Genomic DNA, 26,071 nt, shown 5'->3' on the forward strand with positions numbered 1-26,071 from the left:
ACCGGGGACGTCAGCGGGGTCGGCGGGTCTTCGGCAGGTCGAACTGGTCCGCCCGGCGGCAGTCCTTCGGACCGCCGACCGCCGTCGGCCCGACCCGGTCCAACGCCTGGCGGGCCCGCTGGCGGCCGAGGTTCCAGGCGTACCAGGGGTCGCGCTGGTCGAGCTCGTCGGCGATCCAGCTCAGCGTGCAGCGGCGCACCGGGTCGGGCAGCCGGGTGAGCGCGGGCGTGGCGTCGGCGGACAGCGCCCGCAGGTACCAGGCGTCGATCTTGCCGGTTTGCTCGTACCGGAGCGTGTTGCGCCGGGCGGCGTAGTCCTCCGGGTTGAGCACCGCCAGGCCGAGCAGCATCGCCACGGCCAGCGCCACGGTGGTGCCCGGGATCCACCGGCCCCGCCAGCGCACGCCCGCCGCCAGGATCATCAGGAAGACCGCGCCGAGCAGCAGCTCGAACGCCATCACGAAGATCCGCTCACCGGTGAAGCTGTAGACCTTCTGGTAGGTCCACATCCGGGACAGCGCGGACACCACGATCACCACGCTGAGCGAGCTGAGCAGCCCGAGCAGCACGCGCAGCAGGACGCGCTCGACCGGCCGCTCCCGGCCGGCCCAGCGGCCCACCCCGCCGAGCACCGCCACCGTCAGCAGCGTGACGAAGAGCAGCTGCCAGAAGCCGCTGCGGGCGTACTCGGCGTAGCTGAGCCCGGCGACCTTCTGCACGTGTCGCTGGCCGCCGAAGAGCACGGTGAACTGCACCACCACGAAGCCGGCGAAGAGCAGCGTCAGCGCCCCGATGGCCGGGGCCCACTCCAGCAGGCCGAGCCGGCGCTCGCCCTGCCGGTCCACCGTGGACAGATCGGGCGGGGCGGCCAGCGTGTAGACGGCGGCGACCGCGATCAGCCCACCCACCGCGGCGAGGAAGAGCCAGCCGACGACCGTACCGAGGTCGACCTCGGGCACGAGCGCCCCCAACGCCTCGGAGAACGCCGCGTCGGCCGACGCGAGCAGGCTGCCGAAGACCACCAGCACGGCCAGGGTGGCGACCACCGACACGGTGACCTTGCGGACCGTCGTCGCCTCCGCCGAGGCGGCGACGTGCCGGCGTACCCAGGGCAGGCCGCGCAGCGCCGCGAACGGCGTGGCGACGAGGCCGAACAGGATCGAGCGGACCAACCGGCCGCCGGCGATCGCGAGCGTGGCGCAGCCCAGCGCGCCGAGCACGCAGAACGTCACCAGCCACCAGGCGTTGCGGACCGCCGGCACGGCGATCAGGGCCAGGGCCGCCACCGCCCACCCGAGGCGGATCAGCCGGTCGGCGCGGGGCAGTTCGGCGGTCTTCGTGCGGACCGCGAGCAGCACCGCGACGGTGAGCGTCAGCCAGCCCAGGAACCAGCCGATGCCGACCCGGCCGAGCGGCACGAAGACCGCGCTGCCCAGCGCCCCGGTGAGCACCGCGAGCGGCACGGCCCGGCCGGTGGCCGGCTTCGGACCGGGCCACCGGACGCCGAGGAACGAGGTGCGGGGCACCCGGGGCCGGGGAGCCCAGCTCTGCGGCGGCGGGTAGGTGGCCCAGGGGCGCATGTCCTGGTACGGCGGCGCGGCGGGCGGGTGCGGGCCGGGGCCGGCCGGCGCCACCGCGGTGCCGGCGTTGACGGGCGCGGGCTGCGGCCCGGCCTGGCCCGCCGGCCCGGCGGCGGTCACCGCGGATGGGGAGGGTTGCACGGCCGTGACCACCGGCGGCGACGCCGTGGCGTTCGAGCCCGTGGCATCCCCGGACATCGCCCGCGCGGCATCGGCGTCCGCCGCCACCAGGACCGGACCACCGTCACCCGGGCCGCCGTCGGCCTTACCGGCCGCGCCCGGCGCGGTCGCGCCCTCGACGGTCGGTGGACCGGCCTGGGCGGGCACGCCGGTGGCCGGCTGGCCGGCCGCCGGCACCAGCGGCACGAACAACGCGTAGCCCTGGGTGCCGGCCGGCACGGTGACCGGGATCGCCCACGCGGGCTGCCCCTCCGCGCCGGGCCACGGCACCGGCGGAGGCGCGCCCTCCATCGTGGGCAGGACCAGCAGGTACGGCTGGGGGGCGGGCGGGACGACGCCCGCCGACGACCCGTCCGCCGGGGCGGCGCGGGGCGGTTCGGGGGGCTGTGCCGGCTCGGGCAAGGCTCGCTCCTTGATCACAGGGTGTCGTCACTGTAGGGCCGGCCCGGGCCGCCCCGCCGCCCCGATTGTCCGTTCGGTCAGCCGAGCCTGACCGGTCGGGGTGTCGACGCGGATCGAACCTTTGCCGCCTCCCGCCCGTACCAGTGCGCGGGAGGTCGATCACATGGACACACGTCGCGCGCTCGCCGCGCTCGCCGCCGTCGCCGCGACGCTGCTGTTCACCGCCGTGCCGGCGAGCGCCCACGGGGCGCCGACCAGCCCGATGAGCCGGGCGGCGGCCTGCGGTCCGGAGGGCGGTCGGGCACAGACACCGGCCTGCCGCGCCGCGATCGCCGCCGGCGCGGCGGTACGCGAGTGGGACAACATCCGGGTGGCCCGGATCGACGGGCGGGACCGGGAACGCATCCCGGACGGGGAGCTGTGCAGCGGCGGGCTCTCCGCGTACCGGGGACTGGACCTGCCCCGGGCCGACTGGCCCGCCACCACGCTCACGGCCGGGGCCCGGCACACGTTCCGCTATCGCACCACCATCCCGCACGAGGGCACGTTCCGGTTCTACGTCACCACCCGCTCGTACGCGCCCGAGCGTCGGTTGACCTGGGCGGACGTGGAGGAGAAGCCGTTCCTGGAGGTCACCGACCCGCCGATCCGGGCCGGCGCGTACGAGATGCCGGGACGGTTGCCGACCGGGCGCACGGGCCGGCACCTGATCTACGTCATCTGGCAGAACTCCAGCACCCAGGACACCTACTACTCCTGCTCCGACGTGATCTTCCGGGCCGCCCCGAGCGGCTCCGGGAGCAGGAGCAGGCCGTCGGCGAGCGCGGCGGCCCCGCGTACCCTCGCCGTGCCGGCGACCGGCGACGAGCCGGCGGCGGGGGTGCCGGTGGCGGCGGTGACCGACACCGGCCCGCTCTCCCGGCCGCTGGTCGTCGGCGCGGCGGCGGTGGTCACCGCGCTGCTGGCGACAGTGGTCGGCCTGCGGCTGCGACGGGCCGGCGGCCCGCCGCCCGGGCGGCCGTGCGGGGTGCGCAACCACCGCGTCGGGCGGCGCCGGATCTGGTGAGCCTCAGCCGAGCAGCTGCTCGATCTCGGCCAGGTCCTCGCCGGCCAGGTCGAGGTCGTCCAGCGCGGCGACGTTGCCCTCCAGCTGGGCGACGCTGCTGGCGCCGACGATCAGGCTGGTCATGCGCGGGTCGCGCAGCGCCCACGCCAGGGCGAGCTGGGCCAGGGTCTGGCCCCGCCGCTCGGCCACCGCGGCGAGCCCGCGGACGGTCGCCATCCGCGCCTCGTCCAGGTCGCTCTCGTTGAGGAAGACGCTGGTCCGCACGCGCGAGTCGGCCGGGATGCCGCCCAGGTAGCGGTCGGTGAGCAGGCCCTGGGCCAGCGGGCTGTAGGCGATGCAGCCGGCGCCCACCTGGGCCAGCGTGTCGAGCAGACCGTCGGACTCGGTCCAGCGGTTGAGCATCGAGTACGACGGCTGGTTGATCAGCAGCGGGGTGCCCAGGTCACGGAGGATCTCGGCGGCCCGGGCGGTCTGCGCCGAGTCGTAGTTGGAGATGCCGACGTAGAGTGCCTTGCCGGACCGCACGACGGCGTCCAGCGCGCCCATCGTCTCCTCCAGCGGGGTGTCCGGGTCGAACCGGTGCGAGTAGAAGATGTCGACGTGGTCGAGGCCCATCCGGCGCAGCGACTGGTCCAGCGACGAGACCAGATACTTGCGCGAGCCCCACTCGCCGTACGGGCCGGGCCACATCAGATAGCCGGCCTTGGTGGAGACGACCAGCTCGTCGCGGTACGGCTTAAGGTCGGTGGCGAGCAGCCGACCGAAGTTCTCCTCCGCCGACCCCGGCGGCGGACCGTAGTTGTTGGCCAGGTCGAAGTGGGTGATGCCGAGGTCGAACGCGCGGCGGACGATGTCGCGCTGCCGCTCGAAGGGCCGGTCCGGCCCGAAGTTGTGCCACAGGCCGAGGGAGATGACGGGCAGCCGGAGCCCGCTGCGGCCGCTGCGTCGGTAGATCATCTCGTGGTAACGGTCGTCGCTGGCGAGGTAGGTCACCTGATCATTCTGCCGCCACCGGCGAACACGCGTGCGGTCACGGCGGCGCGGGTAGCGTCGGATCCATGCGTTTCGTGCGGCTCGACACCCCCAAGCCCATCTCCAAGATCGGCCTCGGCACGTGGCAGTTCGGCTCCCGCGAGTGGGGCTACGGCCCCGACTACGAGCGCCGGGCGGTCGAGATCGTGCGCCGGGCGCTCGACCTCGGCGTCACCCTCTTCGACACCGCCGAGCTCTACGGCTTCGGCCGCAGCGAGCGGATCCTCGGCGCGGCGCTGAGTGACGACCGGGCCAAGGTCGTGGTGGCCAGCAAGATCTTCCCGCTGCTGCCGGTCGCGCCGGTGGTGCAGCAGCGGGCGGTCGCCTCCGCCGCCCGGCTCGGCGTCGACGGCATCGACCTCTACCAGGTGCACCAGGCCAACCCGGTGGTCGCCGACACCACCACCATGCGCGGCATGCGCACGCTCCAGGACGTCGGCCTGGTCGGCGAGGTGGGGGTCAGCAACTACGACCTGCGCCGGTGGCGGTTCGCCGAGGCCGCGCTGGGCCGCCGGGTGCTCAGCAACCAGGTCCGCTACAGCATGATCGACCGCGGCCCCGAGGAGGACCTGATCCCGTACGCGGAGCAGGCCGGCCGGATCGTCATCGCGTACAGCCCGCTGGCCCAGGGCTTCCTCTCCGGCCGCTACGACGCCAGCAATCCGCCGGCCGGGGCGGTGCGCCGGGCCAACCCGTACTTCCTGCCGGAGAACCTGGAACGCGGCGCCGAGCTGATCGCCACGCTGCGCGAGGTGGCCGACGCGCACGACGCCACGCCGAGCCAGATCGCGCTGGCGTACGTGCTGCGGCACCCTAACGTGGTGGCCATCCCCGGCGCGTCCGGAGTGGAGCAGGTGGAACGCAACGCGGCCGCCGCCGAGATCGACCTGACCGACGACGAGTACGCCGCCCTGGTCGCCGCCGCGCGCGCGTTCCGCCCGGTCACCGGCCTGGCCGCCGTGCCCAAGATGATCCGCGCCCGACTGGGGAAGTGACCGCATGGACGACATCACCGCACTGATCCTGGACGACCACGCCGCCTTCCGGCGCGGGTTCGCCCGGCTCGACGACGCCCGCGACCCGGCCGAGATGCTGGCGATCTGGGAGGCGCTCGCCCTGCACCTGGACATCCACGCCGAGGCGGAGGAGGCGATCCTCTACCCGCACCTGGTCAAGCACGGCGACGACGGCGAGGACGAGACCGCCGACGCCATCGGCGACCACAACAAGATCCGTGACGCGGTCGCCGAGTCGAAGCGGCACGAGGTCGGCTCGGACGCCTGGTGGGCGGCGGTGGGCACGGCCCGCAAGGAGAACAGCGAGCACCTGGCCGAGGAGGAGGACGAGGCGCTGCCCGACTTCCGCCGGCACGCGAGCGTGGAACTTCGGGCCGAGCTTGGGGCGCGGTGGCTCACCTTCTACGGCGAGCACAAGAACGGCCGGAACCTGCGTTTCCGCGACAAGGACCCGGAGGCCTACGTGCGCGACCACCGCTGAGGACATCTCCCCGGCGCGGGGGAGTCGCGCGACGGCCGGCGGCGGGACAATGACCGGGTGACGGTCCGGGGTGTCCTCGCGCCGCTGGTGCGCGGCAGCACCTGGCGGCGCGCCGTGTTCCTGCTGCTCGGCGGTGTGCTCGCGCTGCCGTACGCGCTGCTGGCGGTGGCGTTCGCGCAACTGCTGACCAGCACCGGGGTGCCGCGTCCGCCCGGCGTCGGGCTGCTGCTGGTCGGCATCGGGCTCGCGGTGGTGCCGGTGTTCCTGGCCGGCAGCCGGGCACTGGAGATCGCCGCCGCCCGCGCGCTGCTCGCGGTCGACCTGCCGGAACCCGCCCCCGGCCACCGGATCGACCGGGAGACCCGGCTGCGCGCCGCGCTCTGGATCGCGCTGCACCTGGCCACCGGCGCGGTGGTGCTGTTCGCCGCGATCAGCGCGTTCCCGATGGCGCTGGTCTTCGTCGCCGGCCTGACCGGGCTCGACGTCGGCGCGGTGTCCGACGAGCGGCTCGGCCCGTTCGACCCGGCCCGTCCGGTGACCGCCGGCCTGGCCGGCGCCGCCGTGCTGGTCGCGCTCGGCTACGCGGTGGCCGGGTTGGGCGCGCTCGCCGCCTCGATGGCCCCGGTGCTGCTCGGCCCGGCCCAGGCCGAGCGGATCGCCGCGCTGGAGGCCCGCGCGGTCCGCCTGGCCGAACGCAACCGGCTGGCCCGGGAGCTGCACGACTCGGTCGGACACGCGCTGACCGTGGCGACGCTCCAGGCCGGCGCCGCCCGGGAACTGCTCGACACCGACCCCGAGTTCAGCCGGCGGGCGCTGCGGGCCATCGAGGAGACCAGCCGCCGGGCCATGGACGACCTCGACCACGTGCTCGGGCTGCTGCGCGAGACCGACGCCGGGCCGATGCCCGCGCCGAACGCCCCGCAACCCACGCTGGTCGGGCTGGACCGGCTGGTCGCCGCCGCCCGGGCCGCCGGGCTGGTCGTCGAGTCCCGGGTCGACGGGGCGCTGGACGCGCTGCCCGCCGTGGTGTCCCGCGAGGGCTACCGAATCGTCCAGGAGGGGCTGACCAACGCGGCCCGGCACGGCCGGGGACCGGTCACGCTGCGGGTCGCCGTACCCCCGCAAGGGTTGGAGATCGAGCTGGTCAACGCCGTGCGCGGCACCACCGGGCCGACCGGCGGCGGGCGCGGGCTGGACGGCATGCGGGAACGGGTGCTGCTGCTCGGCGGGCACCTCGACGCCGGCCCGCGCGGCGACCGCTGGCGGATCCGGGCCACCCTGCCCGCGCCCAGGGAGGAGCCCGGGTGACCATCGACGTGCTGATCGTCGACGACGACGAGCTGATCCGGGTCGGCCTGCGGGCCATCGTGGACGCGCAGGCGGACCTGCGCGTCGTCGGCGAGGCGGCGGACGGGGCCGAGGTACCGCCGCTGGTGGCGAAGCTGCGCCCGGCGGTGGTGTTGATGGACGTGCGGATGCCGGCCATCGACGGCATCCAGGCCACCCGCCGGCTGCTCGCCGCCTCCGCCGACCCGCCCCGGGTGCTGGTGGTCACCACGTTCGCCAACGACGAGTACGTCTACGAGGCGCTGCGCGCCGGGGCGAGCGGCTTCCTGCTCAAACGGGCCCGGCCGGCCGAGGTGGTGGAGGCGATCCGGGTGGTGGCGGTCGGTGAGTCGCTGCTCTTCCCGGCCGCGATCCGGCAGCTCGTCGGCGCGTACGGGCGGCGCGGCGGGGACCGGCTGCACGCCGCGCGGCTGACCGACCGGGAGGCCGAGGTGCTGCGGCTGATGGCGGCCGGGCTGTCCAATCCGGAGATCGCCGCCCGCCTGGTGGTCGGCGTCGAGACGGTGAAGACACACGTCGGGAACGTGCTGGCCAAGCTCGGGGTGCGGGACCGGACGCAGGCGGTCGTCGCCGCCTACGAGTCCGGGTTCGTGGTCCCGACCGGCTGACCCGGTCCCTCCCACGGGGGAGCGGGTCCACCCCGGCGCGGGAGGGTTCCGGCGGCCGTCCGGCCGAGGCTGAGACACATGAACCTGCCGCTTCGTGATCGACTCGACCCGGTTGCTCCGCTCGCCGCCGCCTGGCTCGGCGGCTGGGGAGTGCTCGCCCTGGTGTCCACGCTGACCGGCGCCGGCTACCCCTTCGGCGCGAACGACCCGCACGGCGGCGACGCCGCCGGCCTGCTCCGACTGGTGCCGGTCTCCGTCGGCCCGCCGCTGTTCGCGGCGGTGCTGCTGACCGGCGCGGTTGCCGCCCTGGCCATGACCGGCACGAGCATCCGGCCCTCCCGGCCGCTGCGCGCCCTGATCACCGGGTACGCGGCGACCGTCGCGCTCGCGCTGGCGGTGGTGGTGCCCGGGATGCGGGTGCTGGCCCTGCTCGGCTACGCGCCGATGCTGATCATCGGCGCGCCGTTCGGCTGGCCGCCGGTGGACTACGCCGAACTCTTCACCTGGCCGCTGTTCGCCCGGTTCGCCGCCCTGGCCGGCGGGATGCTGCTGGCCGGCGCGCTGGTGCGCTGGCGGCGGCGGGTCGCCGACGGGCCGGCGCCGGCGTGGACCACGCCCGCCTCGGCCGCCCGCTGGGGGCGGTGGGCGGCGTGGACCGCCGCCGTGATCCCGGTGCTCTACGCGCTCACCCGGTTCGCCTGGCTGTTCGACATCCCGCTCGGCATGACCCGGGAGACGCTCGCCGAGATGCGCGCCGACGGCGCGGTCTGGGCGGGCGCCGGGCTGGGCGCGTTCGCCGTGGTCGGCGCGGTGCTCACGCTGGGACTGGTGGCCCGCTGGGGCGAGCGGTTCCCGCGCTGGCTGCCCGGTCTGGCCGGCCGCCCGGTGCCGGTGCTCCTCGCCGTCGTCCCGGCCGGGCTGGTCGCCCTCGCCGTGCTGGCGGCCAGCCTCGACCTGCTCGCCGCGCCGGAGTTCGCCGACCTGATCCGCGAGGGCAACTCCGCCGCCCTGCCGATGGCGCTCTGGCCGGTCTGGGCGGTCGCCCTGGCCGCCGCCGCGTACGCGTACCAGCTGCGTCGGCGGGCCTGAGCGCCCCCGGTGGTCGGTCCCGGTCACGGGGCGGGACCGACCACCGGGCGGTGCGGAAATTCTGAGCTAGCGTGGGTCGGGTGACCGCTCCCAACCAGGTTTCCCCGGTCCCGCCCGCCGAGCTGCCCGGCACGCTCGGCGCGTTGCGCGCGACCGGCCACCAGTACCGCACGGTCAAGCAGGAGATCCGCGACAACCTTCTCGCCCGGATGCGTGCCGGCGAGGACCGCTTCCCCGGCATCGTGGGTTACCAGGACACGGTGCTGCCCGAGGTCGAGCGGGCGCTGCTCGCCGGCCACGACATGGTGCTGCTCGGCGAACGCGGGCAGGGCAAGACCCGGCTGATCCGCGCGCTCGGCGCGCTGCTCGACGAGTGGACCCCGGTGATCCCCGGCTCGGTGCTCAACGAGCACCCGATGCACCCGCTCACCCCGGCGTCCCGCGCGCTCGTCGACTCCGCCGGCGACGACCTGCCGATCGGCTGGCTGCACCGCTCGATGCGCTACGGCGAGAAGCTCGCCACGCCGGACACCAGCGTCGGCGACCTGATCGGCGACGTCGACCCGGTCCGGCTCGCCCAGGGGCGCACCCTCGGCGACCCGGAGACCATCCACTTCGGGCTGGTGCCGCGCACCAACCGAGGGGTCTTCGCGGTCAACGAGCTGCCCGACCTGGCCGAGCGGATCCAGGTGGCGCTGCTCAACGTGCTGGAGGAACGGGACATCCAGGTCCGCGGCTACCAGCTGCGGCTGCCGTTGGACCTGCTGCTGGTGGCCAGCGCCAACCCGGAGGACTACACCAACCGGGGCCGGATCATCACCCCGCTCAAGGACCGCTTCGGCGCCGAGATCCGCACCCACTACCCGCTCGACCTGGAGCTGGAGCTGGCGCTGATCCGGCAGGAGGCCGACCTGGTCGCCGCCGTGCCGGAGCACGTGCTGGAGGTGCTGGCCCGGTTCGCCCGCGCCGTGCGGGAGTCGCCGTCGGTGGACCCGCGCTCCGGCGTCTCCGCCCGGTTCGCCATCGCCGCCGCGGAGACCGTCGCCGCCGCCGCGCTGCGCCGCTCCGGCCTGCTCGCCGGCGCCCCCGCCGACCGGGCCGAGACGCCCGTCGCGCGGGTCGGCGACGCGGTGTCGGTGACGTCCACGCTGCGCGGGAAGGTCGAGTTCGAGAGCGGCGAGGAGGGGCGCGAGACCGAGGTGCTCGGGCACCTGCTACGCACCGCCACCGCCGACACGTTCCGGGCCCGGCTGGCCGGGCTGGACCTGTCCGGCTTCACCGCGCTGGTGGCCGAGGACGAGGTGGTCGAGACCGGGGAGCTGGTCTCCTCGGCCGAGCTGCTGCGCCAGGTCGGCACCGTGCCCGGGCTGGCCAAGGTGCTGGACCGGCTCGGCCTCGGCGACGCGCCCAGCCCGGAGGAGGCGGCCGCCGGCATCGAGTTCGTCCTCGAAGGGCTGCACCTGACCCGCCGGCTGGGCAAGGACGTCACCGAGTCCGGGCGCACCGTCTACGGCGGCCGGGGCTGACGGTGGCCGGCAACCGGTTCCGGTACGGGCAGTGGCGTGGCGGGCCCGACCCGCTCGCCCCGCCGTACGACGTGCGCGCCGCGGTGGACGCGGTCGGCGCGGAGGTCCTGGCCGGCGGCAGCCTGCGGGAGTCGCTGCGCGACCTGCTGCGGCGCGGCCCGCAGGGGCGCGGCGGCCTGGACGACCTGGCCGCCCGGGCCCGCCGGCTGCGCCGGGAGGCGTTGCGCCGGGGCGACCTGGACGGCGCTGTCACCCGGGCCCGGGCCCTGCTCGACCAGGCGATCGCCGCGGAACGCGACGAGCTGCGCGGTCGTGACGGCGACGACGCGCGGTTCGCCGAGGCGGTGCTGGACAACCTGCCCGGCTCCACCGCCCGCGCGGTGGCTGAGCTGGAGGGGTACGAGTGGGCCAGCGCCGAGGCGCGGCAGACCTACCAGCGGATCCTCGACGGGCTGCGCGGCGAGGTGCTGGAACAGCGCTTCGCCGGCCTGCGCGACGCGGCCCGTGCCGCCGCCGACCCGGCCGCCCAGCGGCAGCTCGCCGAGATGATGCGCGACCTCAACGACCTGCTCGCCCGGCACGCCCGCTCGGAGGACACCACCGACGCGTTCGCCGAGTTCATGCGCCGGCACGGGGAGTTCTTCCCGGAGCGCCCCCGCGACGTCGACGAGCTGGTCGACGTGCTGGCCCGTCGGGCGGCGGCCGGGGAGCGGTTGATGCGGTCGCTGTCGGACCGGCAGCGCGAGGAGTTGGCCGGGCTGATGCGCCAGTCCCTCGGCGACCGGCTCGCCGGTGAGCTGTCCCAGCTCGACGAGCACCTGCGGTCGTTGCGCCCCGACCTGAACTGGCAGCGCGGCGAGCGGGTCCGGGGCGACCAGCCCCTCGGGTACGGCGAGGCCGCCGGCGCGCTCGACGAGATCGCCGAACTCGACGAGCTGCTGGACTCCCTCGACCAGGACCAGCCGGGCGCCACCCTGGACGACGTCGACGTCGAGGCGGTCGCCCGGACGCTCGGCCGGGAGGCCGCCGACGACGTACGCCGGCTGCGCGAGCTGGAGCGGGAACTGCGCCGCCAGGGCTGGGTCACCCGGGACGCGGAGGGGCTGACGCTCAGCCCGAAGGCGTTGCGCCGGCTGGCCGGCACCGCGCTGCGCCGCGTCTTCGCCGACCTGACGGCCGGCCCGCGCGGCCAGCACGACCTGCGCTCGGCCGGTGCCGCCGGCGAGGTGAGCGGCGGCTCCCGCCCCTGGGAGTACGGCGACGAGCAGCCGCTGGACGTGGTGCGCACGCTCACCCGCGCGGTACACCGATCCGGTACCGGGGTGCCGGTGCAGCTCGCGGTCGAGGACTTCGAGGTGATGGAGACCGAGCGCCGGGCGTCCGCCGCGGTGGTGCTCTGCGTCGACCTGTCGTACTCGATGATCTCCCAGGGGCGCTGGGGGCCGATGAAGCAGACGGCGCTGGCCCTGTCCCACCTGATGGCGACCCGGTTCCCCCAGGACGCGTTGCAGATCGTCGGCTTCGGGCGGGAGGCGATGCCGCTGACCCAGCAGGAGTTGGCCGCGGTGGAGCCGGACATGCAGCAGGGCACCAACCTGCAGCACGCGCTGCGACTGGCCGGCCGGCACCTGCGCCGCCACCCCGGCGCCGAGCCGGTGGTGCTCGTGGTCACCGACGGCGAACCCACCGCCCACCTGGACCCGGAGGACGGCGAGGCGTACTTCCACTGGCCGCCACTGCCGGAGACCATCACGGCGACGATCCGCGAGGTGGACAAACTGACCCGCTACGGCGTCGCGCTCAACCTGTTCATGCTCGGCGACGACCCCGGGCTGCGCCGGTTCGTGGACGCGGTGGCGCGGCGGTCGAGGGGCCGGATGTTCACGCCCGACCTCGACGATCTCGGCGAGTACGTGGTTTCCGACTACCTGCGCGCCCGCCACGGCCGCCGCTGACCCGCTCCCGGGCCCGCGTGCGCGCGGCTCGCTCGGCCCGCCCGGTTGACCAAGGAGTTCGCGTCGGGTTCCGGCGCGAAGCCCGACGCAATCTCCTTGATCAACGCGGAGTGGGCGGGGGCGTCCGTCGTTCCGGACGGTGGGTGCAACGCGGTGGGAGCCTCTCAGGCCGTGAGGCACCCATAGCGTTCCACCGACAAGGCTCGTGGGCGTTGGGTGGAACACCATGGGTGTCTCCCGTGCCTCGAGGCACCCGTGGTGTTCCACCGACAGGGTTGGCGGGCGGTGGGTGGAACGTCATGGGTGACTGCCGGGCCGCGGGGCAACGCATGATGTTCCGCTGACGGGTTTGACGGGCGGTGCGGCCAGCCCCGCGCCCCGCCCTGCGCCCGCGCCCCCGCCGTGCGCCCGCGCCCCCGCCGTGCGCCCGCGCCCCCGCCGTGCGCCCGCGCCCCCGCCGTGCGCCCGCGCCCCCGCCCTCGAGCCGCGTCGATCTTGGAGTTGTGGTTCCTGTTTCGGGGTGATTCGCACGGCTTGTCAGGTGCCACAACTCCAAGATCGACGAAACTGGGCCAGGGGTGGAACGCGGTGGGTGTCCTCCCGGGCCTGGACACACCCAGGACGTTCCACTGACGGGGCTGGCGGGCGGTGGGTGGAACGTCATGGGTGTCTGGCGGGCCCTGAGGCACCCATTGCGTTCCACCGACGAGGTTCGCTGGCGCTGGGGTGCAACGGGGTGGGTGTCTCCTGGCGTCGCGAATCCACCCGTGGCGTTCCGTCCGGCCGGCTCGGGAGGGGTGGGTGTCTGGTCATGGGGTGGGTGTCCGGTTCGCCGGTGGTGGGCGGCACCCCGGGCGCGGAATCGGCGGGCGGTGGGCGGCGTTGTAGGCCGGTGAACGACCGAGCAGGGTGAACCACCGCGCCGCCCGTGCCCCCCGCCCCCGGCGGGAATGACGGCCGGTAGCCGGTCGTTACACCTGGACCCGGCGCCGCGCGGCCAGCCACCCGGCCGGCCCCGCGAGCAGCCGAACCCCGGCCCTTTCGTGATCCGCCCCGGGCCCCACGTGACCCGCCTCCGGGCCTACGTGACCCGCCCCCGGGCCCCACGAGCCGGCCCCCCCCGCGAAGACTTTGTGCGCCTGACGGTGCCCACACACCCCACCCCTGGGTGTGTGTCGACCCCCGAATGGAGCCCTCTGATGAACACGATCCTGCGTAAGAGCATCCTGGGTATCGCTGGTCTGGCCTTCACCGGTGGTGTGTTCGCCGGCCCCGTCGCCGCCCACGCCGCCACCCCCGCGCACGCCGGGAAGCCGATGGCGGCTGTCGCCAGTGTGCAGGGTGAGCAATCGACCATCACGCTGAACGAGGAGCAGACCGCCAACGCGAAGGCGATCATCGCCGCGACGAAGAAGGCCGGCATGAACGAGCGGGCCGCGGTGATCTCGATCGCCACCAGCCTGCAGGAGTCGAAGCTGGAGAACCTCGGGCACCTCGGCGACCGCAATGACCACGACTCGCTGGGCCTGTTCCAGCAGCGCCCGTCGAGCGGTTGGGGTACGCCGGAGCAGATCACCGACCCCGAGTACTCCACCCTGGCCTTCTTGAAGGGTCTGAAGCAGGTCGACGGCTGGGACAAGATGCCCCTGACCGAGGCCGCCCAGACCGTGCAGGTCTCCGCCTACCCCGACGCCTACGCGCAGTGGGAGAAGCAGGCCACCGACATCGTGGCCGAGCACTGGAGCAAGTAAGACGTGAAGGCCGGCACCCCGAAACCGGGGTGCCGGCCTTCGCGCGTACCCCCGTCCGGGTGAACCGGGCCGGGTAGCCGGGGCGTGGGCGGTGGCGGCAGGGGTTGGATGCGGGCATGGACGAGGTGGACGCCGCGGAGTTGCGGCGGGCGTACGACGCGGTGCTCGCGGAGGTGGACGCGGGCGGGTTCGGGCCGCCGCCGGAGGGCCAGTTGAGCGCCGAGCAGATCGTCGCGCATCTCGCCGCCAACGACGAGTTGATGAGCGAGGCCACCGAGGCGGTCCTGGCCGGCTCGCCGTTCGCGTACTACGACCTGGACACCATCCACCGGCCGCAACTCGACGCGCTGGTCTCCGAGTGCGGCGGCCTGGACGGGCTCGCGACGCTGCTGCGGGCCACCAGCCAGAAGCTCTGCGCGCTGGCCGAGCGGCTGGGTCCGGCCGCCGAGACGCCGGTGGAGACCGTGCTGCGCGAGGGCTTCGACCTTGACGTCGACGATTCGCTTCCCTGGGGCCGCGCCCTCGACCTGCACATCCGGGTCCACCTGCCGCTGCACCTGACCCAACTGCGCGCCCTTCGCCGCCAACCCCACCCGGCCTGACCGCCGATCAAGGAGTTGTGGCGGGCGGGGCGGCAGGGGCGGGATGGCGGAAGGTGCGGCGGTAGGCGGTGGGGGGTACGCCCAGCCGGGCGTGGAAGTGCTGGCGCAGGGCGGCGGTGGTGCCGAAACCCGCGTCGCGGGCGATCCGGTCGACGCTCAGGTCGGTGCTCTCCAGCAGCACTCGGGCGTGTTCGGTGCGCTGCTGGAGCAGCCACTGCGCCGGGCTCAGCCCGGTTTCCGAGCGGAAGTGCCGGGTGAACGTGCGGACGCTCATCCGGGCGTGCGCGGCCATCTCGCGCAGCGCGACCGGCTCGTGCAGCCGCTGCCTGGCCCACTCCCGGGTGGCGGCCGTGCCGGTCGTGGTGGCCTTCGGCACCGGCCGCTCGATGTACTGCGCCTGGCCGCCCTCCCGCCACGGCGGCACCACGCAGCGCCGGGCCGCCCGGTTGGCGACCGCGCTGCCGTGGTCGGTGCGGATGACGTGCAGGCAGAGGTCGACGCCGGCGGCCACCCCGGCGGAGGTGAGCACCGGCCCGTCGTCGACGAAGAGCACGTCGGGGTCGAGCCGTACGGCCGGGTGCAGGGCGCGGAAGCGGGAGGCGTACGCCCAGTGGGTGGTGGCCGGTCGGCCGGCGAGCAGGCCGGCGGCGGCGAGCACGAACGCGCCGGTGCAGATGGACATCACCCGGGCGCCCCGGGCGTGGGCGGCGCGCAGCGCGTCGGCCACCTCGGCGGCCACCGTGCCGTCGTGCAGCGGCGGACCGGAGTGGATGCCGGGGACGATCACGGTGTCGGCGGTCTCGAGGAGTTCCAGGCCGTGGTCGGGAAGCACCTGGAAGCCGGCGGTGCTGCGGACCGGTCGGCCGCCGGGCGTGCAGGTGGCGACCTCGTACAGCGGGGTCTGGTGCTCGTCCCGGGCGGTGCCGAAGACCTGGGCCGGGGTGCCGAGGTCGAGGGCGACCACGCCGTCGAGGGCGAGGACGGCGATGCGGTGCGGTACGGACATGGCCCGATTATTGCGCACGATGGCTTTCCGGCCACTCGTCGCCGGGCATCGTGGCGGCCGACACTCGGTGCGTGATCCGATCCCGCCTGCATCCGGCCTGGCTCGTCGCCGCGGTCGCCTTCGTCGCCCTGGTGGGCGCGGCCGGCTTCCGCGCCACCCCCGGGGTGCTGCTGCACCCGCTGCACGCCGAGTTCGGCTGGCCGCTGGCCACCATCTCGGCCGCCGTCTCGGTCAACCTGCTGCTCTACGGCGTCACCGCCCCGTTCGCCGCCGCGTTGATGGACCGCTTCGGCATCCGGCGGGTGGTGGCCGGCGCGCTGGTGCTGGTGGCGGCCGGCAGCGGCCTGACCGTGGTGATGACCGAGAGCTGGCAGCTCATCCTCTGCTGGGGCGTGCTCGTCGGGCTGGGCACCGGCTCGATGGCGCTGGCCTTCGTGGCGACCGTCACCGGCCGCTGGTTCGTCCGCCGCCGGGGCCTGGTCACCGGTGTGCTCACCGCCGGCGGCGCCGCCGGGCAGCTGGTGTTCCTCCCGTTGGTCGCGGTGCTGGTGCGCGACCACGGCTGGCGGACGGCGGCACTCGTCGTCGCCGGGGCCGCGCTCGCCGTCGTACCCCTGGTGGTCTGGTTGCTGCGCGAGCACCCGGCGGACCTGGGCCGGCCCGCCTACGGCGCCACCGAGGTCGTGCCGCCGGCCCGGCCGGAGGGAGGCGCGGCGGCCCGGGCGGTCGGCGCGCTCGCCGCCGCCGCCCGGACCCGGCCGTTCTGGCTGCTCGCCGGCGGCTTCGCGATCTGCGGCGCGACCACGAACGGGCTGGTCGGTACGCACTTCGTGCCCGCCGCGCACGACCACGGCATGGCGGAGACCACCGCCGCCGGCCTGCTCGCCCTGGTCGGGCTCTTCGACATCGTCGGTACGGTCGCCTCGGGCTGGCTCACCGACCGGGTCGACAGCCGGCTGCTGCTGGGCGCCTACTACGCGCTGCGCGGCGCGTCGCTGCTGGTGCTGCCGAGCCTCTTCGCCGGCCGGGCCGAGCCGAGCATGCTGGTGTTCATCGTCTTCTACGGGCTGGACTGGGTGGCCACCGTGCCGCCGACGGTCGCGCTGTGCCGGGAGTATTTCGGCGCGTCCGGGGCGGTGGTCTTCGGCTGGGTGTTCGCCGCCCACCAGGTGGGCGCCGCGCTCGCCGCCACCGGCGCCGGCCTGGTCCGGGACCGCCTCGGCGACTACGCGCTCGCCTGGTACGTGGCCGGCGCGTTGTCGATCGGCGCGGCCGGGCTGTCAGTGCTGCTGCGCCGGCGCGCCGCCGAGGAGCCCACGTTCGTCCTGCCCGTGGCGGCCGGCCGGCGGGCCTGGAGCTACCGGGGCTGACCGGTCAGCCGACCGCCCACTGCTGCTCGGGGGCGCCGCCGCACGGCGCCTGCTCCAGCTCCCGGCCGGGCTCGGTGCCCGCGTCGTCGACCTGGGCGCACTTGCCGCTGTGCACGGCGACCAGCAGCACCGGCCCGGCGCCGGTCGGGTTGGCCTTCCACTGCTGGTTGGCCTGCCCGTTGCAGGACCACTGCTGGATGTCGGCGCCGTCGTCGGTGCTCGCCTCGTTGACGTCGAGGCACTTGCCGCTGGCCGCGTTGACCAGCAGGTAGGTGTCGGCGGCGACCGGCGTCACCACCCACTGCTGCTCCGGACCGCCGGTGCAGTCGGCCAGCGCGGCCTGCGCGCCCTCCGGGTCGTCGCCGGTCACGCCCAGGCAACGCCCGGACGGCACGCCCCGGATCACCTTCGGGGTGGCCACCGGCGCGGCCGGGGTGGTCGGCGCGACGCTCGACGGCGTCGGGCTGGGTGCGGCCGCCGTGGTCGGCGGCGGGGCCGACGTCGGCTCGGCCGCCGCCGGGGTCGGCACGGCCGCCGCGGGCACCACCGGTCGGCCGTCGCCGCCGCCGAGCACCCCGGTGGCGAAGAAGACCCCCAGGAGTACGCCGACCGTGGCGACGCCCAGCGCGATCCGCATCAACGGGTCCTGCGGCAGCCGGACGGCACGGGCGCGCCGGGCGCCGTAGACGGTGCCGGACGGGTCGGTGTGCGGGTCGGCCATGGGGGCATCCTGACCCACCGGGGCCGCCGGGGGCCAGTCGCCCCGGGCGGCACGGTGCCTCAGTCGACGACCCGGACGTCCTTCCAGAACGCCACCCGGTCGCGCACCATCTCGGCGTCCGGCTTCGGGTCCGGGTAGTACCAGACCGCGTCGGCGCTGGTGGCGCCGCCGTGTTCCAGCGTGTAGTAGGAGGCGGTGCCCTTCCACGGGCAGACCGTGTGGGTGTCCGACTCGCGGATCAGGTCGTCGCGCAGGGCCGCGCGGGGGAAGTAGTGGTTGCCCTCGACCAGCACGGTGTCGTCGCTCTCCGCGACGACGAGGTCGTTCCAGACGGCTTTCGGCATGTCCTCCACGCTATGCCGGCGGCCGCCCGCCGGCCACCGCTCAGCGGGTCGGTTCCGGATCGGTGACGTCGGCGACGGTCGCGTCGAGCGCGGACAGCGCGGCGTCGGCGTCCAGCGCCACGGCCGTCCCGTGCTCGCCCGCGCCGAGCGTGATCTCCCGGCCGCGCAGCCGCTCGTCGGCGACCACCGGCCAGGCGGTGCGCGACCCGAACGGGGTGATGGTGCCGCGCGCGTAGCCGGTGGCGGCCTTCGCCGCGTCGGCGTCGGGCAGCGACAGCCGGCTCACCCCGAGCAGGGCGCGCAGCTTCGGCCAGGAGACGACCCGGCCGCCGGGCGTCAGCACGAAAAGGTGGTCGCCCTCGCCCCGGCGCACCACGATCGTCTTGACCACGTCGGGCACCCCGACGCCGCGCGCCGCGGCCGCCTCGGCGAGGCTCGTCACCGGCCCGTGCCGGATCACCCGGTACGGCAGGCCGGCGGCGTCGAGGGCGGTGAGCGCGGAATTCGCCATGGCGGTCACGGTAACCCGCGGGTCGTCGGCGGGTCGCCGGAAGGCCACCGTGGACATCCCACGAATTGTCGTACCCGGGCGTAAGGTGATCTCATGCACGCTGTCCGTGATCATGAACGGGCGGTGGACACGCTGCGGCGCTCCTACGCCGCGGTGCCCGCCGGGGAACCCGTACGGCTGGCCAAGCAGACCTCGAACCTGTTCCGCCCCCGATCCGCGCCGCGCACGCCGGGCCTGGACGTGAGTGGACTGACCGGCGTGCTCGGCGTCGACCCGGCGGCCCGCACCGCCGACGTGCAGGGCATGTGCACCTACGAGGATTTGGTCGACGCGACGCTGCCGCACGGTCTGATGCCGCTGGTCGTGCCGCAGTTGCGCACGATCACGCTGGGCGGCGCGGTGACCGGCCTGGGCATCGAGTCCACCTCCTTCCGCAACGGCCTGCCGCACGAGTCGGTGACCGAGATGGACCTGCTCACCGGCGCCGGGGAGATCGTCACCGCCCGGCCGCAGGGCGAGCACGCCGACCTGTTCCGCGCCTTCCCCAACTCGTTGGGCAGCCTCGGCTACGCCACCCGGCTGCGCATCGAGCTGCAACCGGTCCGCCGGCACGTGGCCCTGCGCAACATCCGGTTCAGCCGGCTGGAGGAGCTGGTCGACGCGGTGGCCGAGGTGGTCGCCAAGGGTGCCTGGGCCGGCGACCCGGTCGACGCCATGGACGGGGTGATGTTCAGCCCCGGCGAGTCCTACCTCGTGCTCGGCACCTTCACCGACGAGGCCGAGGGGCCGGCCTCCGACTACACCGGCCAGGAGATCTACTACCGCTCGCTGCGCCGCCGCACCCGCGACGTGCTCGGCGCGTACGACTATCTCTGGCGGTGGGACACCGACTGGTTCTGGTGCTCGGCGGCGTTCGGGGTGCAGCACCCGGTGGTGCGGCGGCTCTGGCCGCAGCGCTACCGGCGCAGCGACGTCTACCACCGCATCGTCCGGCTGGAGCACCGGCACCAGGTGGCGGCCCGGATCGACAGGTGGCGGGGTCGGCCGGCGCGCGAGCGGGTGGTGCAGGACGTGGAGATCCCGCTGGACCGCACGGCCGAGTTCCTGCGCTGGTTCGCGGCCGACGTCGGCATGACGCCGGTCTGGCTCTGCCCGCTGCGGCTGCGTGAGCCGGCCGGCCGGGGATCGGCCCAGGCGTGGCCGCTGTATCCGCTCCAACCGGGCGAAACGTATGTGAACATCGGCTTCTGGGGGAGCGTGCCGATCGCGGCGGGAGCCGCCGACGGCGACGTCAACCGCCAGATCGAGCGCATGGTGTCGGAGGTCGGCGGCCACAAGTCGCTCTACTCCGACGCGTACTACGACCGGGCGGCGTTCGACCGGCTCTACGGCGGGGACACCTGGCGCGCCGTGAAGGACCGCTACGACCCGGACCACCGACTCACCGGACTGTACGAGAAGGCGGTATCCCGAGCATGAGTCTGACCGACCGAACACCGGGGGCGGCGAGCGCCCCCGCCGGTCCGCCGGCGGGCGGCCGGCGCACCGGACCGACCGTGGCGGACGTGATCCGCGCGGTCACCACCCGCGACCTGCCGGTGCGCGTCACCGGATACGACGGCAGCGCGGTGGGCCCGGCCGACGCCGGGATCACCTTGGCGATCCGCACCGAGCGGGGCCTGTCCTACCTGCTCACCGCGCCCGGCGACCTGGGCATGGCGCGGGCCTACGTCAGCGGCGACCTGGGGTTGGAGGGGGTGCACCCCGGCGACCCGTACGAGGCGTTGCGCGTGCTCAAGGACGAGATGCCGCTGCGGATGCCGCCGGTGGGCGAGGCGCTGGCCCTGGTCAAGGGCCTGGGCTGGGAACGGTTGATGCCGCCGCCGCCTCCGCCGCAGGAGGCGGCGCCGCGCTGGAAGCGGGTGGTGAACGGCCTGCGCCACTCGCGGACGCGGGACAGCAACGCGATCTCCCACCACTACGACGTGTCGAACGCCTTCTACGAGAAGGTGCTCGGGGAGTCCATGACGTACACCTGCGCGGTCTTCCGCAGCCCGGGCGACACCCTCGAAGAGGCGCAGCGGGCCAAGTACGACCTGGTCGCCGGCAAGCTCGCGCTCACGCCGGGGATGCGGCTGCTGGACGTCGGCTGCGGCTGGGGCGGCATGGTCCGGCACGCGGCCCGGGAGTACGGCGTGAAGGCGCTCGGTGTGACGCTGTCCCGGGCGCAGGCGCAGTGGGCGCAGGCCGCGATCGAGCGGGAGGGGCTGGGTGACCTGGCCGAGGTTCGGCACCTCGACTACCGGGACGCGCCGCGCGAGCAGTTCGACGCGATCTCGTCGATCGGGTTGACCGAGCACATCGGGGTGCGCAACTACCCGGCCTACTTCGGCGCGCTGCGGTCCCGGCTCAAGCCCGGCGGCCGGCTGCTCAACCACTGCATCACCCGCGCCGACAACCGCGCCCCGCACCGCTCCGGCGCGTTCATCGACCGGTACGTCTTCCCCGACGGAGAGTTGGCCGGTCCGGGCCGGCTGATCAGCGAGATCCACGACGCCGGGTTCGAGGTGCACCACGAGGAGAACCTGCGCCAGCACTACGCGCTGACGCTGGCCGGCTGGTGCCGCAACCTGGTCGAGCACTGGGACTTCTGCGTCGGCGAGGTGGGTCCGGGCACCGCCCGGGTCTGGGGCCTCTACATGGCCGGCTCCCGGATGGCGTTCGAGCGCAACGGGATCCAGCTGCACCAGGTGCTCGCCACGCACAACGGCCCGGAGGGGGTCAACGGCTATCCGCTGCGCCCCGACTGGACGCCCTGACACCCGTACCGACGAGAGGCCGCACGGATCGTGCGGCCTCTCGTCGTCCCTATTGACAAGCAAGTTTTTTACGTACAAACTTGTTTTTGCCATGAGAGACGTCCTGTATCTGGAACAGCGCGAGCAGGCCGAAGCCCTGCTCAAGCCGCAGCGCATCGAGGTGCTGCGGCAACTGGCCGAGCCTCGCACCTGCACCGAGGTCGCCGCCCGGCTCGAGCAGACGCCGCAGCGCGTCTACTACCACGTCAAGCAACTGGTCGCGGCCGGGCTGGCCGAGCAGGTGGCCGAGCGGCGGGTGCGCGGCATCAACGAGGGCATCTACCGCGCCGTCGCCCGGTCCTACTGGCTCTCCCCGCGGCTGGTCGGCCGGATCGGCGGCGCCCGCCGGGCGCAGGACGAGCTGAGCCTCGGCTACCTGCTCGACCTCATGGAAGAGGTCCAGGCCGACATCGCCGGGCTCGACCGCACCGCCCCCGAACTTCCGTCGATCGGCGTCTCCGGCGAGATCCGGGTGCCCGCCGAGCGGCGGCAGGAGTTCCTGCACGACCTGCAGTCGACGCTGCAGGACCTGTTCACCCGCTACGGCGGCGCCGAGGGAGACGCCTTCAAGCTCGCCGTGGCCTGCTACCCGAAGGGCAACCAGTATGAGTGACCCGATGACCGTCCGCGCCCGTCTCGCCGCGCCGGTGGCGACCGTTCGCCGGGCGCTGACCGATCCCGCCGAACTGCGCGTCTGGCTGGCGGAACACGCCGAGGTGGACCTGCCCGGGCGGTACGAGTTCTGGGGCCGTCACACGCCCGAGGGCGACGTGCCGCACCAGCGGCTGCTGCACGCCGACGAGAAGACGCTGCGCTTCGCGTGGACGCTCGACGGGGTGGAGACCACCACCGAGTTCGAGCTGGAGCCCGACGGCGACGCCACCGTCCTGACGCTGCGGCAGAGCCACTTCTCCTTCGAGGAGGCGATGAGCGGCAGCAGCATCCGGGGCGTGCTCCAGACGTTCTGGGCGTTGGCGATCGCCAACCTCAACGCCCACCTGGAGGGGAAGCCGCTGCTGCCGCGGACCGACTTCACCTCCGCCGATCTGCGCGGCGAGATGCTGATCGACGCGCCGATGGACAAGGTGTGGACCTCGCTGACCGACTCCGAGCAGGCGAGCGCCTGGTTCGGCTACCCGATCGGCATCGAGCCGTGGACGGGCGGTCGCTACGCGATGGGCGGCTTCGACGCCGGCTACGCGGCCAAGGTGCTCGACGTGACGCCGGGGCAGGCGATGTCCGTCGACTGGGGACCGACCGGGGTCACCTCGTGGGAGCTGGCCGAGTCCGGCGTCCGGACGAAGCTGACCTTCGTGCAGTCCGGCTTCGACGAGGGCAACCCGCCGTACGCGGCCTGGAGCGGCACCGTCGCGGGCCTGGCCGAGCTGCGGCGCTTCCACGAGGTGCCGAACTGGCAGCCCATCTGGCTCTGAGGTGTAAGGAGGGGCCCCCTGTTAACGCCTCCGGTAGAGGAGGGGGCCCCGCTTAACACGTGCCCTGGGTGGGTAATGGCGGGCGATGTTCTTCATCTTCGGGCTGCGGACCAAGGTCGACCGGTCCGGCGTCGTCACCCAGGTCTGCCGCCACTGCGGGAACAAGGCCGCCCAGGTGATCACCCGGCGGGTCACCAAGTTCAGCCTCTTCTTTATCCCCCTGATCCCGGTACGCACCCGGTACGCGCAGCAGTGCACGTTCTGCGGCGCCGAGTACGAGATCTCCCGCGCCGACGCCGAGCGCCTCCCGGTCGGCTGACCGTGACCCGTTTCCTCTGCTGGCTGATCGGGCGGCAGCCGGTGCCTCCGCCCGCCGTACCGGTGCACACCGCCGCCCGCCCGCCGTGCACGCCCGGTCGCCGGCGCCGTCGTCGCAGTCGACCGACGGCGGGGGCGCTGTCTCCGCGGTCCCCGTGGAACCGCTCCGCCGGCCGCTGACCCCTGGGCTTGTTAATAAGGGGCCCCGCCTCTACCGGAGGCGTTAAGAGGGGGCCCTTCCTTACACTTCATCGGGTGGAAGATCGGCTGAGCGAGATTCGGGGTGGGGGGCCGCCCCGGCGGCACAACGCCCGCACCGTCGCCGCGTTGACCGGTAACCCCGGCTGCACCCGCCGCGCCGTGCTGGACAGCGCCGGGGCGGACAAGCCGGCGCTGGCCGAGCGGCTCGGCTTCCCGGCCCGCTTCGGGCAGTCCCGCTTCGCGATCACCCGGGGCAACGCGTTCGAGGCCCAGGTCAAGGCCGACGGCGGGGCGGAGTTGCTGCGCCTGGTGGCGGAGCGGCTCGGCGTACCGGTGCCGGCCGGCGCGACCTGGACGGACCTCGGCGCCGACGACGACCGGCCGGAGCGGTCCCGGGCGGCGTTGACCGCGAGCGGCGACGGTCCCGCGCTCTTCGACCATCCGCTGCTCGGCCTGGACGTGGCCGGCCGGCGGGTGCACCTGGAACCGGACCTGGTCGCCGCGCGGCTGGCCGGCCGGTTCCACGTCGTGGAGATCAAGTCGTTCCCGGTGATCGACGGGCAGGCCGACCCGGCCAAGGTCGCCGCCGCGGCGATCCAGTCCGCCGTCTACGTGCTGGCGCTGCGCGACCTGCTCGCCGCCGAGGGCCGCGACCCGGAGCTGGTGTCGCACGAGGTGGTGCTGGTCTGCCCGCGAGACTTCACCAACCAGCCGGTGGCCAGCCTGCTCGACGTGCGCCGGCAACTGCTGGTGCTGCGCCGCCAACTGGCCCGGATGGCCCGGGTCGACGACCTGCTCGCCGCCGTGCCGGCCGGGTTCACCGCCGACCCGGCGGCCGACCCGGCCACCCTCGCGGCCGCGTTGCACCAGGTGCCGGCCCGCTACGCGCCGGACTGCCTGGCCGCCTGCGAGCTGGCCTCCTTCTGCCGGCACGAGGCGCGCGGCCACACCGGGGCGCTGGGCCGGCCGGTCCGCGAGGCGCTCGGCGGCGTCGTCGAGGTGGCCGACGTGCTGGCGCTCGCCGAGGGCGTCCGCACCCCCGAGCCGGAGCAGGCGGAGGCCGCCGCGCTGCTGCGCGCCGCCGCGCGCCTGCGCGCCGAGGTCCTGACCGGCAACCCCGCGTGAGTACGCTGCGCGCGCTCGCCCGGGCGCAGGCGGTGGCCACCGGGCGGGCCCAACCGGTGGCCACGGTCCGGCACCTGCACCTGTCCGACCGGCCGCTGGTGCTGGTGCCGCTCGCGCTGGCCGGTGAGGCGAACGCCCCGCTGGCCGCGCTCGTCGGCGCCGCGCCGGACCAGGCCCGGCTGCTGGTGGTGCCGCAGCCGCGCAACCGCGACCAGCGTTTCGCCTTCGCCGCCGAGCTGGCCGGCGTCGTCCTGCCCTACCTGGACTCGTTCCGCACGGTGACCGAGGCGGTGGCGGTGGACCGGGGCCGCGACGTCCGGCACCGCTACGTCGACGCGCCGCAACTGCTGGTGCCGAACCCGGCCGGGGTCACGTTCCTGCGCCTGTTCGGTCGCTCCACCCGGTTCCGCCGGGTCGACGGGGACCACCCCGTGCACCCGTCGGTGCCGCTGCTCGGCCGCTGGGCGACGTTCTTCGCCGAACGCGCCGAGCAGCCCGGATCGGCCGCGCTGCTGGCGCTGACCGACGCGTTGACGCTGCACTGGGCCACCGGCCAGAGCGTGGTGGAGGATCTGCACCTGCCGGCCGTGCTCGGCTGGCTGGACCCGCCGGCCGGACTGACCGGTGCCGAGGCGGCGGTGGCGGCCGAGGACCCGGCGCGGTGCCCGCCGGCGGGGCCGGCCACCGACCCGGACTTCGACAACCATCGGCTCGCCCCGGCGATCGAGGCGTACGCGCGCTCCGCGGACGACCCGACCGCCCGCGCGGCCGCGTACGACGAGCTGGCGGGGTTGCTGCGTGACCAGCTCGCGCCCACCTGGGAGCTGATGTGGCGCGGCGTCGGGCTGCTGCGGGCGCTGCCGCCGGGTGCCCGGGTGGCGGCTCGGTGGGCCGGTGACCGGGACGCGTTCACCGCGTACGCCGAGCACGTCGACGCCGGTGGCGGCCCGCAGCCGCGTCGCGACGGCGCGGTGGCGGCGGCGCTGCGGTTGCAGCGGCTGGAGCGGGCGGCGACCGCGTGGGCGGTGCAGCGGGCGTACGACGACCCGCTGGTGATGGCCGAGCACCGGCTGGTCGGGGAGGCGTTCGTCGGCGAGGTGACGCTGGCCGACCCGAAGCGGGTGGACGACTCCGGCCGGCGGCCGGTGCTGCGTCCCCGGATCCAGGTGGTGACCACCGAGCCGGTGTCGATGCCGGTGGGCGCGACGTTGTGGTCGCCGGCCCGCCCGGGGCAGAAGGCCAGGATCGTCTTCCTGACCCCGGGCGCGGACGGCAAGACGGAGGTGGTGCTGGAACTCTCCGGTGGGATGGGCCGCGGGTTGTCCGCCCCGGCGGGCAGCGTGCCCGAGGTGGGGGAGCGGATCTGCCTGACCAGCCTGTCGGACGGTTTCCTGCCGGGCGGCGCGTTCCCCGCGCCGGAGGAGACGCCGTGGACGCACGGCGGCCCGCCGGAGCATCACGAGGAGTAGTTGTATCAATTCATTTACATGCTTGAAACTTAATCGGTTCAGTAGTGCACTGGTGGCAGCCACACCACCACCGCCCGCGAA

General features: G+C 74.6%; 24 protein-coding genes. 18 read left to right on the top strand and 6 right to left on the bottom strand.

The genetic code is table 11. The annotated features are described in order from the left end of the window. Nucleotides 1–10: 10 nt before the first annotated feature. Nucleotides 11–2,161: a DUF4153 domain-containing protein gene (locus tag O7600_RS24140; protein WP_281590773.1), complete on the bottom strand. Its 2,151-nt coding sequence runs from the start codon at nucleotides 2,159–2,161 to the stop codon at nucleotides 11–13. Between the two features lie 163 nt (nucleotides 2,162–2,324). Between O7600_RS24140 and O7600_RS24145 the strand changes: the two genes are divergently transcribed. Beyond that, on the top strand, nucleotides 2,325–3,227 hold the full coding sequence (locus O7600_RS24145; protein WP_281590774.1) for a lytic polysaccharide monooxygenase: 903 nt from the start codon (nucleotides 2,325–2,327) through the stop codon (nucleotides 3,225–3,227). Between the two features lie 3 nt (nucleotides 3,228–3,230). Here O7600_RS24145 and mgrA read toward each other — a convergent pair whose 3' ends face one another. Next, entirely contained in the window at nucleotides 3,231–4,220 is a 990-nt protein-coding gene (mgrA, locus tag O7600_RS24150) for an L-glyceraldehyde 3-phosphate reductase (protein ID WP_281590775.1), read from the bottom strand. A 65-nt stretch (nucleotides 4,221–4,285) separates the two neighbouring features. On the opposite strand from mgrA, the gene O7600_RS24155 reads away from it, so the two are divergent. From O7600_RS24155 to O7600_RS24195, 9 genes are all read left to right on the top strand, one after another. Then, nucleotides 4,286–5,254, top strand: a complete 969-nt coding sequence (locus O7600_RS24155; RefSeq protein WP_281590776.1) for an aldo/keto reductase — start codon at nucleotides 4,286–4,288, stop codon at nucleotides 5,252–5,254. A 4-nt stretch (nucleotides 5,255–5,258) separates the two neighbouring features. Further along, the gene (locus tag O7600_RS24160; protein WP_281590777.1) at nucleotides 5,259–5,756 is read left to right on the top strand and encodes a hemerythrin domain-containing protein; all 498 of its coding nucleotides are present in this window, start codon (nucleotides 5,259–5,261) and stop codon (nucleotides 5,754–5,756) included. Nucleotides 5,757–5,813: 57 nt separating this feature from the next. Continuing rightward, nucleotides 5,814–7,064, top strand: a complete 1,251-nt coding sequence (locus tag O7600_RS24165; RefSeq protein ID WP_281590778.1) for a histidine kinase — start codon at nucleotides 5,814–5,816, stop codon at nucleotides 7,062–7,064. Further along, nucleotides 7,061–7,711: a response regulator transcription factor gene (locus O7600_RS24170; RefSeq protein ID WP_281590779.1), complete on the top strand. Its 651-nt coding sequence runs from the start codon at nucleotides 7,061–7,063 to the stop codon at nucleotides 7,709–7,711. Before O7600_RS24165 ends, O7600_RS24170 begins: the two co-directional genes overlap by 4 nt. Before the next feature lie 78 nt (nucleotides 7,712–7,789). Then, nucleotides 7,790–8,800 carry a hypothetical protein gene (locus O7600_RS24175; RefSeq protein WP_281590780.1) on the top strand — a complete coding sequence of 337 codons (1,011 nt, stop codon included), beginning with the start codon at nucleotides 7,790–7,792 and terminating at the stop codon, nucleotides 8,798–8,800. A gap of 71 nt (nucleotides 8,801–8,871) precedes the next feature. Continuing rightward, nucleotides 8,872–10,326 (top strand): magnesium chelatase, encoded by a 1,455-nt coding sequence (locus O7600_RS24180; RefSeq protein WP_281590781.1) that lies wholly within the window; start codon nucleotides 8,872–8,874, stop codon nucleotides 10,324–10,326. A gap of 2 nt (nucleotides 10,327–10,328) precedes the next feature. After that, the gene (locus tag O7600_RS24185) at nucleotides 10,329–12,281 is read left to right on the top strand and encodes a VWA domain-containing protein (RefSeq protein ID WP_281590782.1); all 1,953 of its coding nucleotides are present in this window, start codon (nucleotides 10,329–10,331) and stop codon (nucleotides 12,279–12,281) included. A gap of 1,199 nt (nucleotides 12,282–13,480) precedes the next feature. After that, complete coding sequence (locus O7600_RS24190) at nucleotides 13,481–14,032, top strand: hypothetical protein (RefSeq protein ID WP_281590783.1); 552 nt, start codon at nucleotides 13,481–13,483, stop codon at nucleotides 14,030–14,032. Between the two features lie 125 nt (nucleotides 14,033–14,157). Beyond that, nucleotides 14,158–14,634: a hypothetical protein gene (locus O7600_RS24195; RefSeq protein ID WP_281594255.1), complete on the top strand. Its 477-nt coding sequence runs from the start codon at nucleotides 14,158–14,160 to the stop codon at nucleotides 14,632–14,634. A 7-nt stretch (nucleotides 14,635–14,641) separates the two neighbouring features. Here O7600_RS24195 and O7600_RS24200 read toward each other — a convergent pair whose 3' ends face one another. Continuing rightward, the gene (locus O7600_RS24200; RefSeq protein ID WP_281590784.1) at nucleotides 14,642–15,640 is read right to left on the bottom strand and encodes a helix-turn-helix domain-containing protein; all 999 of its coding nucleotides are present in this window, start codon (nucleotides 15,638–15,640) and stop codon (nucleotides 14,642–14,644) included. Between the two features lie 71 nt (nucleotides 15,641–15,711). Here O7600_RS24200 and O7600_RS24205 point away from each other — a divergent pair, with 71 nt between their 5' ends. Then, on the top strand, nucleotides 15,712–17,010 hold the full coding sequence (locus O7600_RS24205) for an MFS transporter (RefSeq protein WP_281590785.1): 1,299 nt from the start codon (nucleotides 15,712–15,714) through the stop codon (nucleotides 17,008–17,010). 4 nt (nucleotides 17,011–17,014) lie between these two features. On the opposite strand, the gene O7600_RS24210 is transcribed toward O7600_RS24205, so the two are convergent. From O7600_RS24210 to O7600_RS24220, 3 genes are read right to left on the bottom strand one after another with little or no spacing between them, the layout of a single operon-like run. Continuing rightward, entirely contained in the window at nucleotides 17,015–17,731 is a 717-nt protein-coding gene (locus tag O7600_RS24210) for an RICIN domain-containing protein (RefSeq protein WP_281590786.1), read from the bottom strand. Nucleotides 17,732–17,790: 59 nt separating this feature from the next. Then, nucleotides 17,791–18,075: a DUF427 domain-containing protein gene (locus tag O7600_RS24215; RefSeq protein WP_091581459.1), complete on the bottom strand. Its 285-nt coding sequence runs from the start codon at nucleotides 18,073–18,075 to the stop codon at nucleotides 17,791–17,793. A 40-nt stretch (nucleotides 18,076–18,115) separates the two neighbouring features. Continuing rightward, the gene (locus tag O7600_RS24220; RefSeq protein WP_281590787.1) at nucleotides 18,116–18,586 is read right to left on the bottom strand and encodes a YbaK/EbsC family protein; all 471 of its coding nucleotides are present in this window, start codon (nucleotides 18,584–18,586) and stop codon (nucleotides 18,116–18,118) included. Between the two features lie 93 nt (nucleotides 18,587–18,679). On the opposite strand from O7600_RS24220, the gene O7600_RS24225 reads away from it, so the two are divergent. From O7600_RS24225 to O7600_RS24255, 7 genes are all read left to right on the top strand, one after another. Further along, nucleotides 18,680–20,065 carry an FAD-binding oxidoreductase gene (locus tag O7600_RS24225; protein ID WP_281590788.1) on the top strand — a complete coding sequence of 462 codons (1,386 nt, stop codon included), beginning with the start codon at nucleotides 18,680–18,682 and terminating at the stop codon, nucleotides 20,063–20,065. Next, nucleotides 20,062–21,405, top strand: coding sequence for a class I SAM-dependent methyltransferase (locus O7600_RS24230; RefSeq protein ID WP_281590789.1), 1,344 nt, complete (start codon nucleotides 20,062–20,064; stop codon nucleotides 21,403–21,405). Before O7600_RS24225 ends, O7600_RS24230 begins: the two co-directional genes overlap by 4 nt. A gap of 91 nt (nucleotides 21,406–21,496) precedes the next feature. Then, the gene (locus O7600_RS24235; protein WP_281590790.1) at nucleotides 21,497–22,057 is read left to right on the top strand and encodes a helix-turn-helix domain-containing protein; all 561 of its coding nucleotides are present in this window, start codon (nucleotides 21,497–21,499) and stop codon (nucleotides 22,055–22,057) included. After that, on the top strand, nucleotides 22,050–22,877 hold the full coding sequence (locus O7600_RS24240) for an SRPBCC family protein (RefSeq protein WP_281590791.1): 828 nt from the start codon (nucleotides 22,050–22,052) through the stop codon (nucleotides 22,875–22,877). The genes O7600_RS24235 and O7600_RS24240 overlap by 8 nt, the downstream gene beginning before the upstream one ends. 85 nt (nucleotides 22,878–22,962) lie before the next feature. Then, nucleotides 22,963–23,196 carry a zinc-ribbon domain-containing protein gene (locus O7600_RS24245; RefSeq protein WP_281590792.1) on the top strand — a complete coding sequence of 78 codons (234 nt, stop codon included), beginning with the start codon at nucleotides 22,963–22,965 and terminating at the stop codon, nucleotides 23,194–23,196. 254 nt (nucleotides 23,197–23,450) lie between these two features. Then, nucleotides 23,451–24,521 carry a hypothetical protein gene (locus tag O7600_RS24250; protein WP_281590793.1) on the top strand — a complete coding sequence of 357 codons (1,071 nt, stop codon included), beginning with the start codon at nucleotides 23,451–23,453 and terminating at the stop codon, nucleotides 24,519–24,521. Beyond that, a complete protein-coding gene (locus O7600_RS24255) occupies nucleotides 24,518–25,990 on the top strand; it encodes a hypothetical protein (protein WP_281590794.1) in 1,473 nt (490 codons plus the stop codon). The genes O7600_RS24250 and O7600_RS24255 overlap by 4 nt, the downstream gene beginning before the upstream one ends. Nucleotides 25,991–26,071 lie beyond the last annotated feature (81 nt).

Source organism: Micromonospora sp. WMMA1998 (assembly GCF_027497375.1).
Classification (GTDB): Bacteria; Actinomycetota; Actinomycetes; order Mycobacteriales; family Micromonosporaceae; genus Micromonospora; species Micromonospora sediminicola.

Excerpts from the sequence above, each read along its gene's own strand:
- O7600_RS24145 (WP_281590774.1), top strand. The coding sequence starts at position 2,325 with ATGGACACACGTCGCGCGCTCGCCGCGCTCGCCGCCGTCGCCGCGACG.
- O7600_RS24155 (WP_281590776.1), top strand. The coding sequence starts at position 4,286 with ATGCGTTTCGTGCGGCTCGACACCCCCAAGCCCATCTCCAAGATCGGC.
- O7600_RS24160 (WP_281590777.1), top strand. The coding sequence starts at position 5,259 with ATGGACGACATCACCGCACTGATCCTGGACGACCACGCCGCCTTCCGG.
- O7600_RS24175 (WP_281590780.1), top strand. The coding sequence starts at position 7,790 with ATGAACCTGCCGCTTCGTGATCGACTCGACCCGGTTGCTCCGCTCGCC.
- O7600_RS24190 (WP_281590783.1), top strand. The coding sequence starts at position 13,481 with ATGAACACGATCCTGCGTAAGAGCATCCTGGGTATCGCTGGTCTGGCC.
- O7600_RS24200 (WP_281590784.1), bottom strand. The coding sequence starts at position 15,640 with ATGTCCGTACCGCACCGCATCGCCGTCCTCGCCCTCGACGGCGTGGTC.
- O7600_RS24210 (WP_281590786.1), bottom strand. The coding sequence starts at position 17,731 with ATGGCCGACCCGCACACCGACCCGTCCGGCACCGTCTACGGCGCCCGG.
- O7600_RS24215 (WP_091581459.1), bottom strand. The coding sequence starts at position 18,075 with ATGCCGAAAGCCGTCTGGAACGACCTCGTCGTCGCGGAGAGCGACGAC.
- O7600_RS24220 (WP_281590787.1), bottom strand. The coding sequence starts at position 18,586 with ATGGCGAATTCCGCGCTCACCGCCCTCGACGCCGCCGGCCTGCCGTAC.
- O7600_RS24225 (WP_281590788.1), top strand. The coding sequence starts at position 18,680 with ATGCACGCTGTCCGTGATCATGAACGGGCGGTGGACACGCTGCGGCGC.
- O7600_RS24230 (WP_281590789.1), top strand. The coding sequence starts at position 20,062 with ATGAGTCTGACCGACCGAACACCGGGGGCGGCGAGCGCCCCCGCCGGT.
- O7600_RS24235 (WP_281590790.1), top strand. The coding sequence starts at position 21,497 with ATGAGAGACGTCCTGTATCTGGAACAGCGCGAGCAGGCCGAAGCCCTG.
- O7600_RS24240 (WP_281590791.1), top strand. The coding sequence starts at position 22,050 with ATGAGTGACCCGATGACCGTCCGCGCCCGTCTCGCCGCGCCGGTGGCG.
- O7600_RS24245 (WP_281590792.1), top strand. The coding sequence starts at position 22,963 with ATGTTCTTCATCTTCGGGCTGCGGACCAAGGTCGACCGGTCCGGCGTC.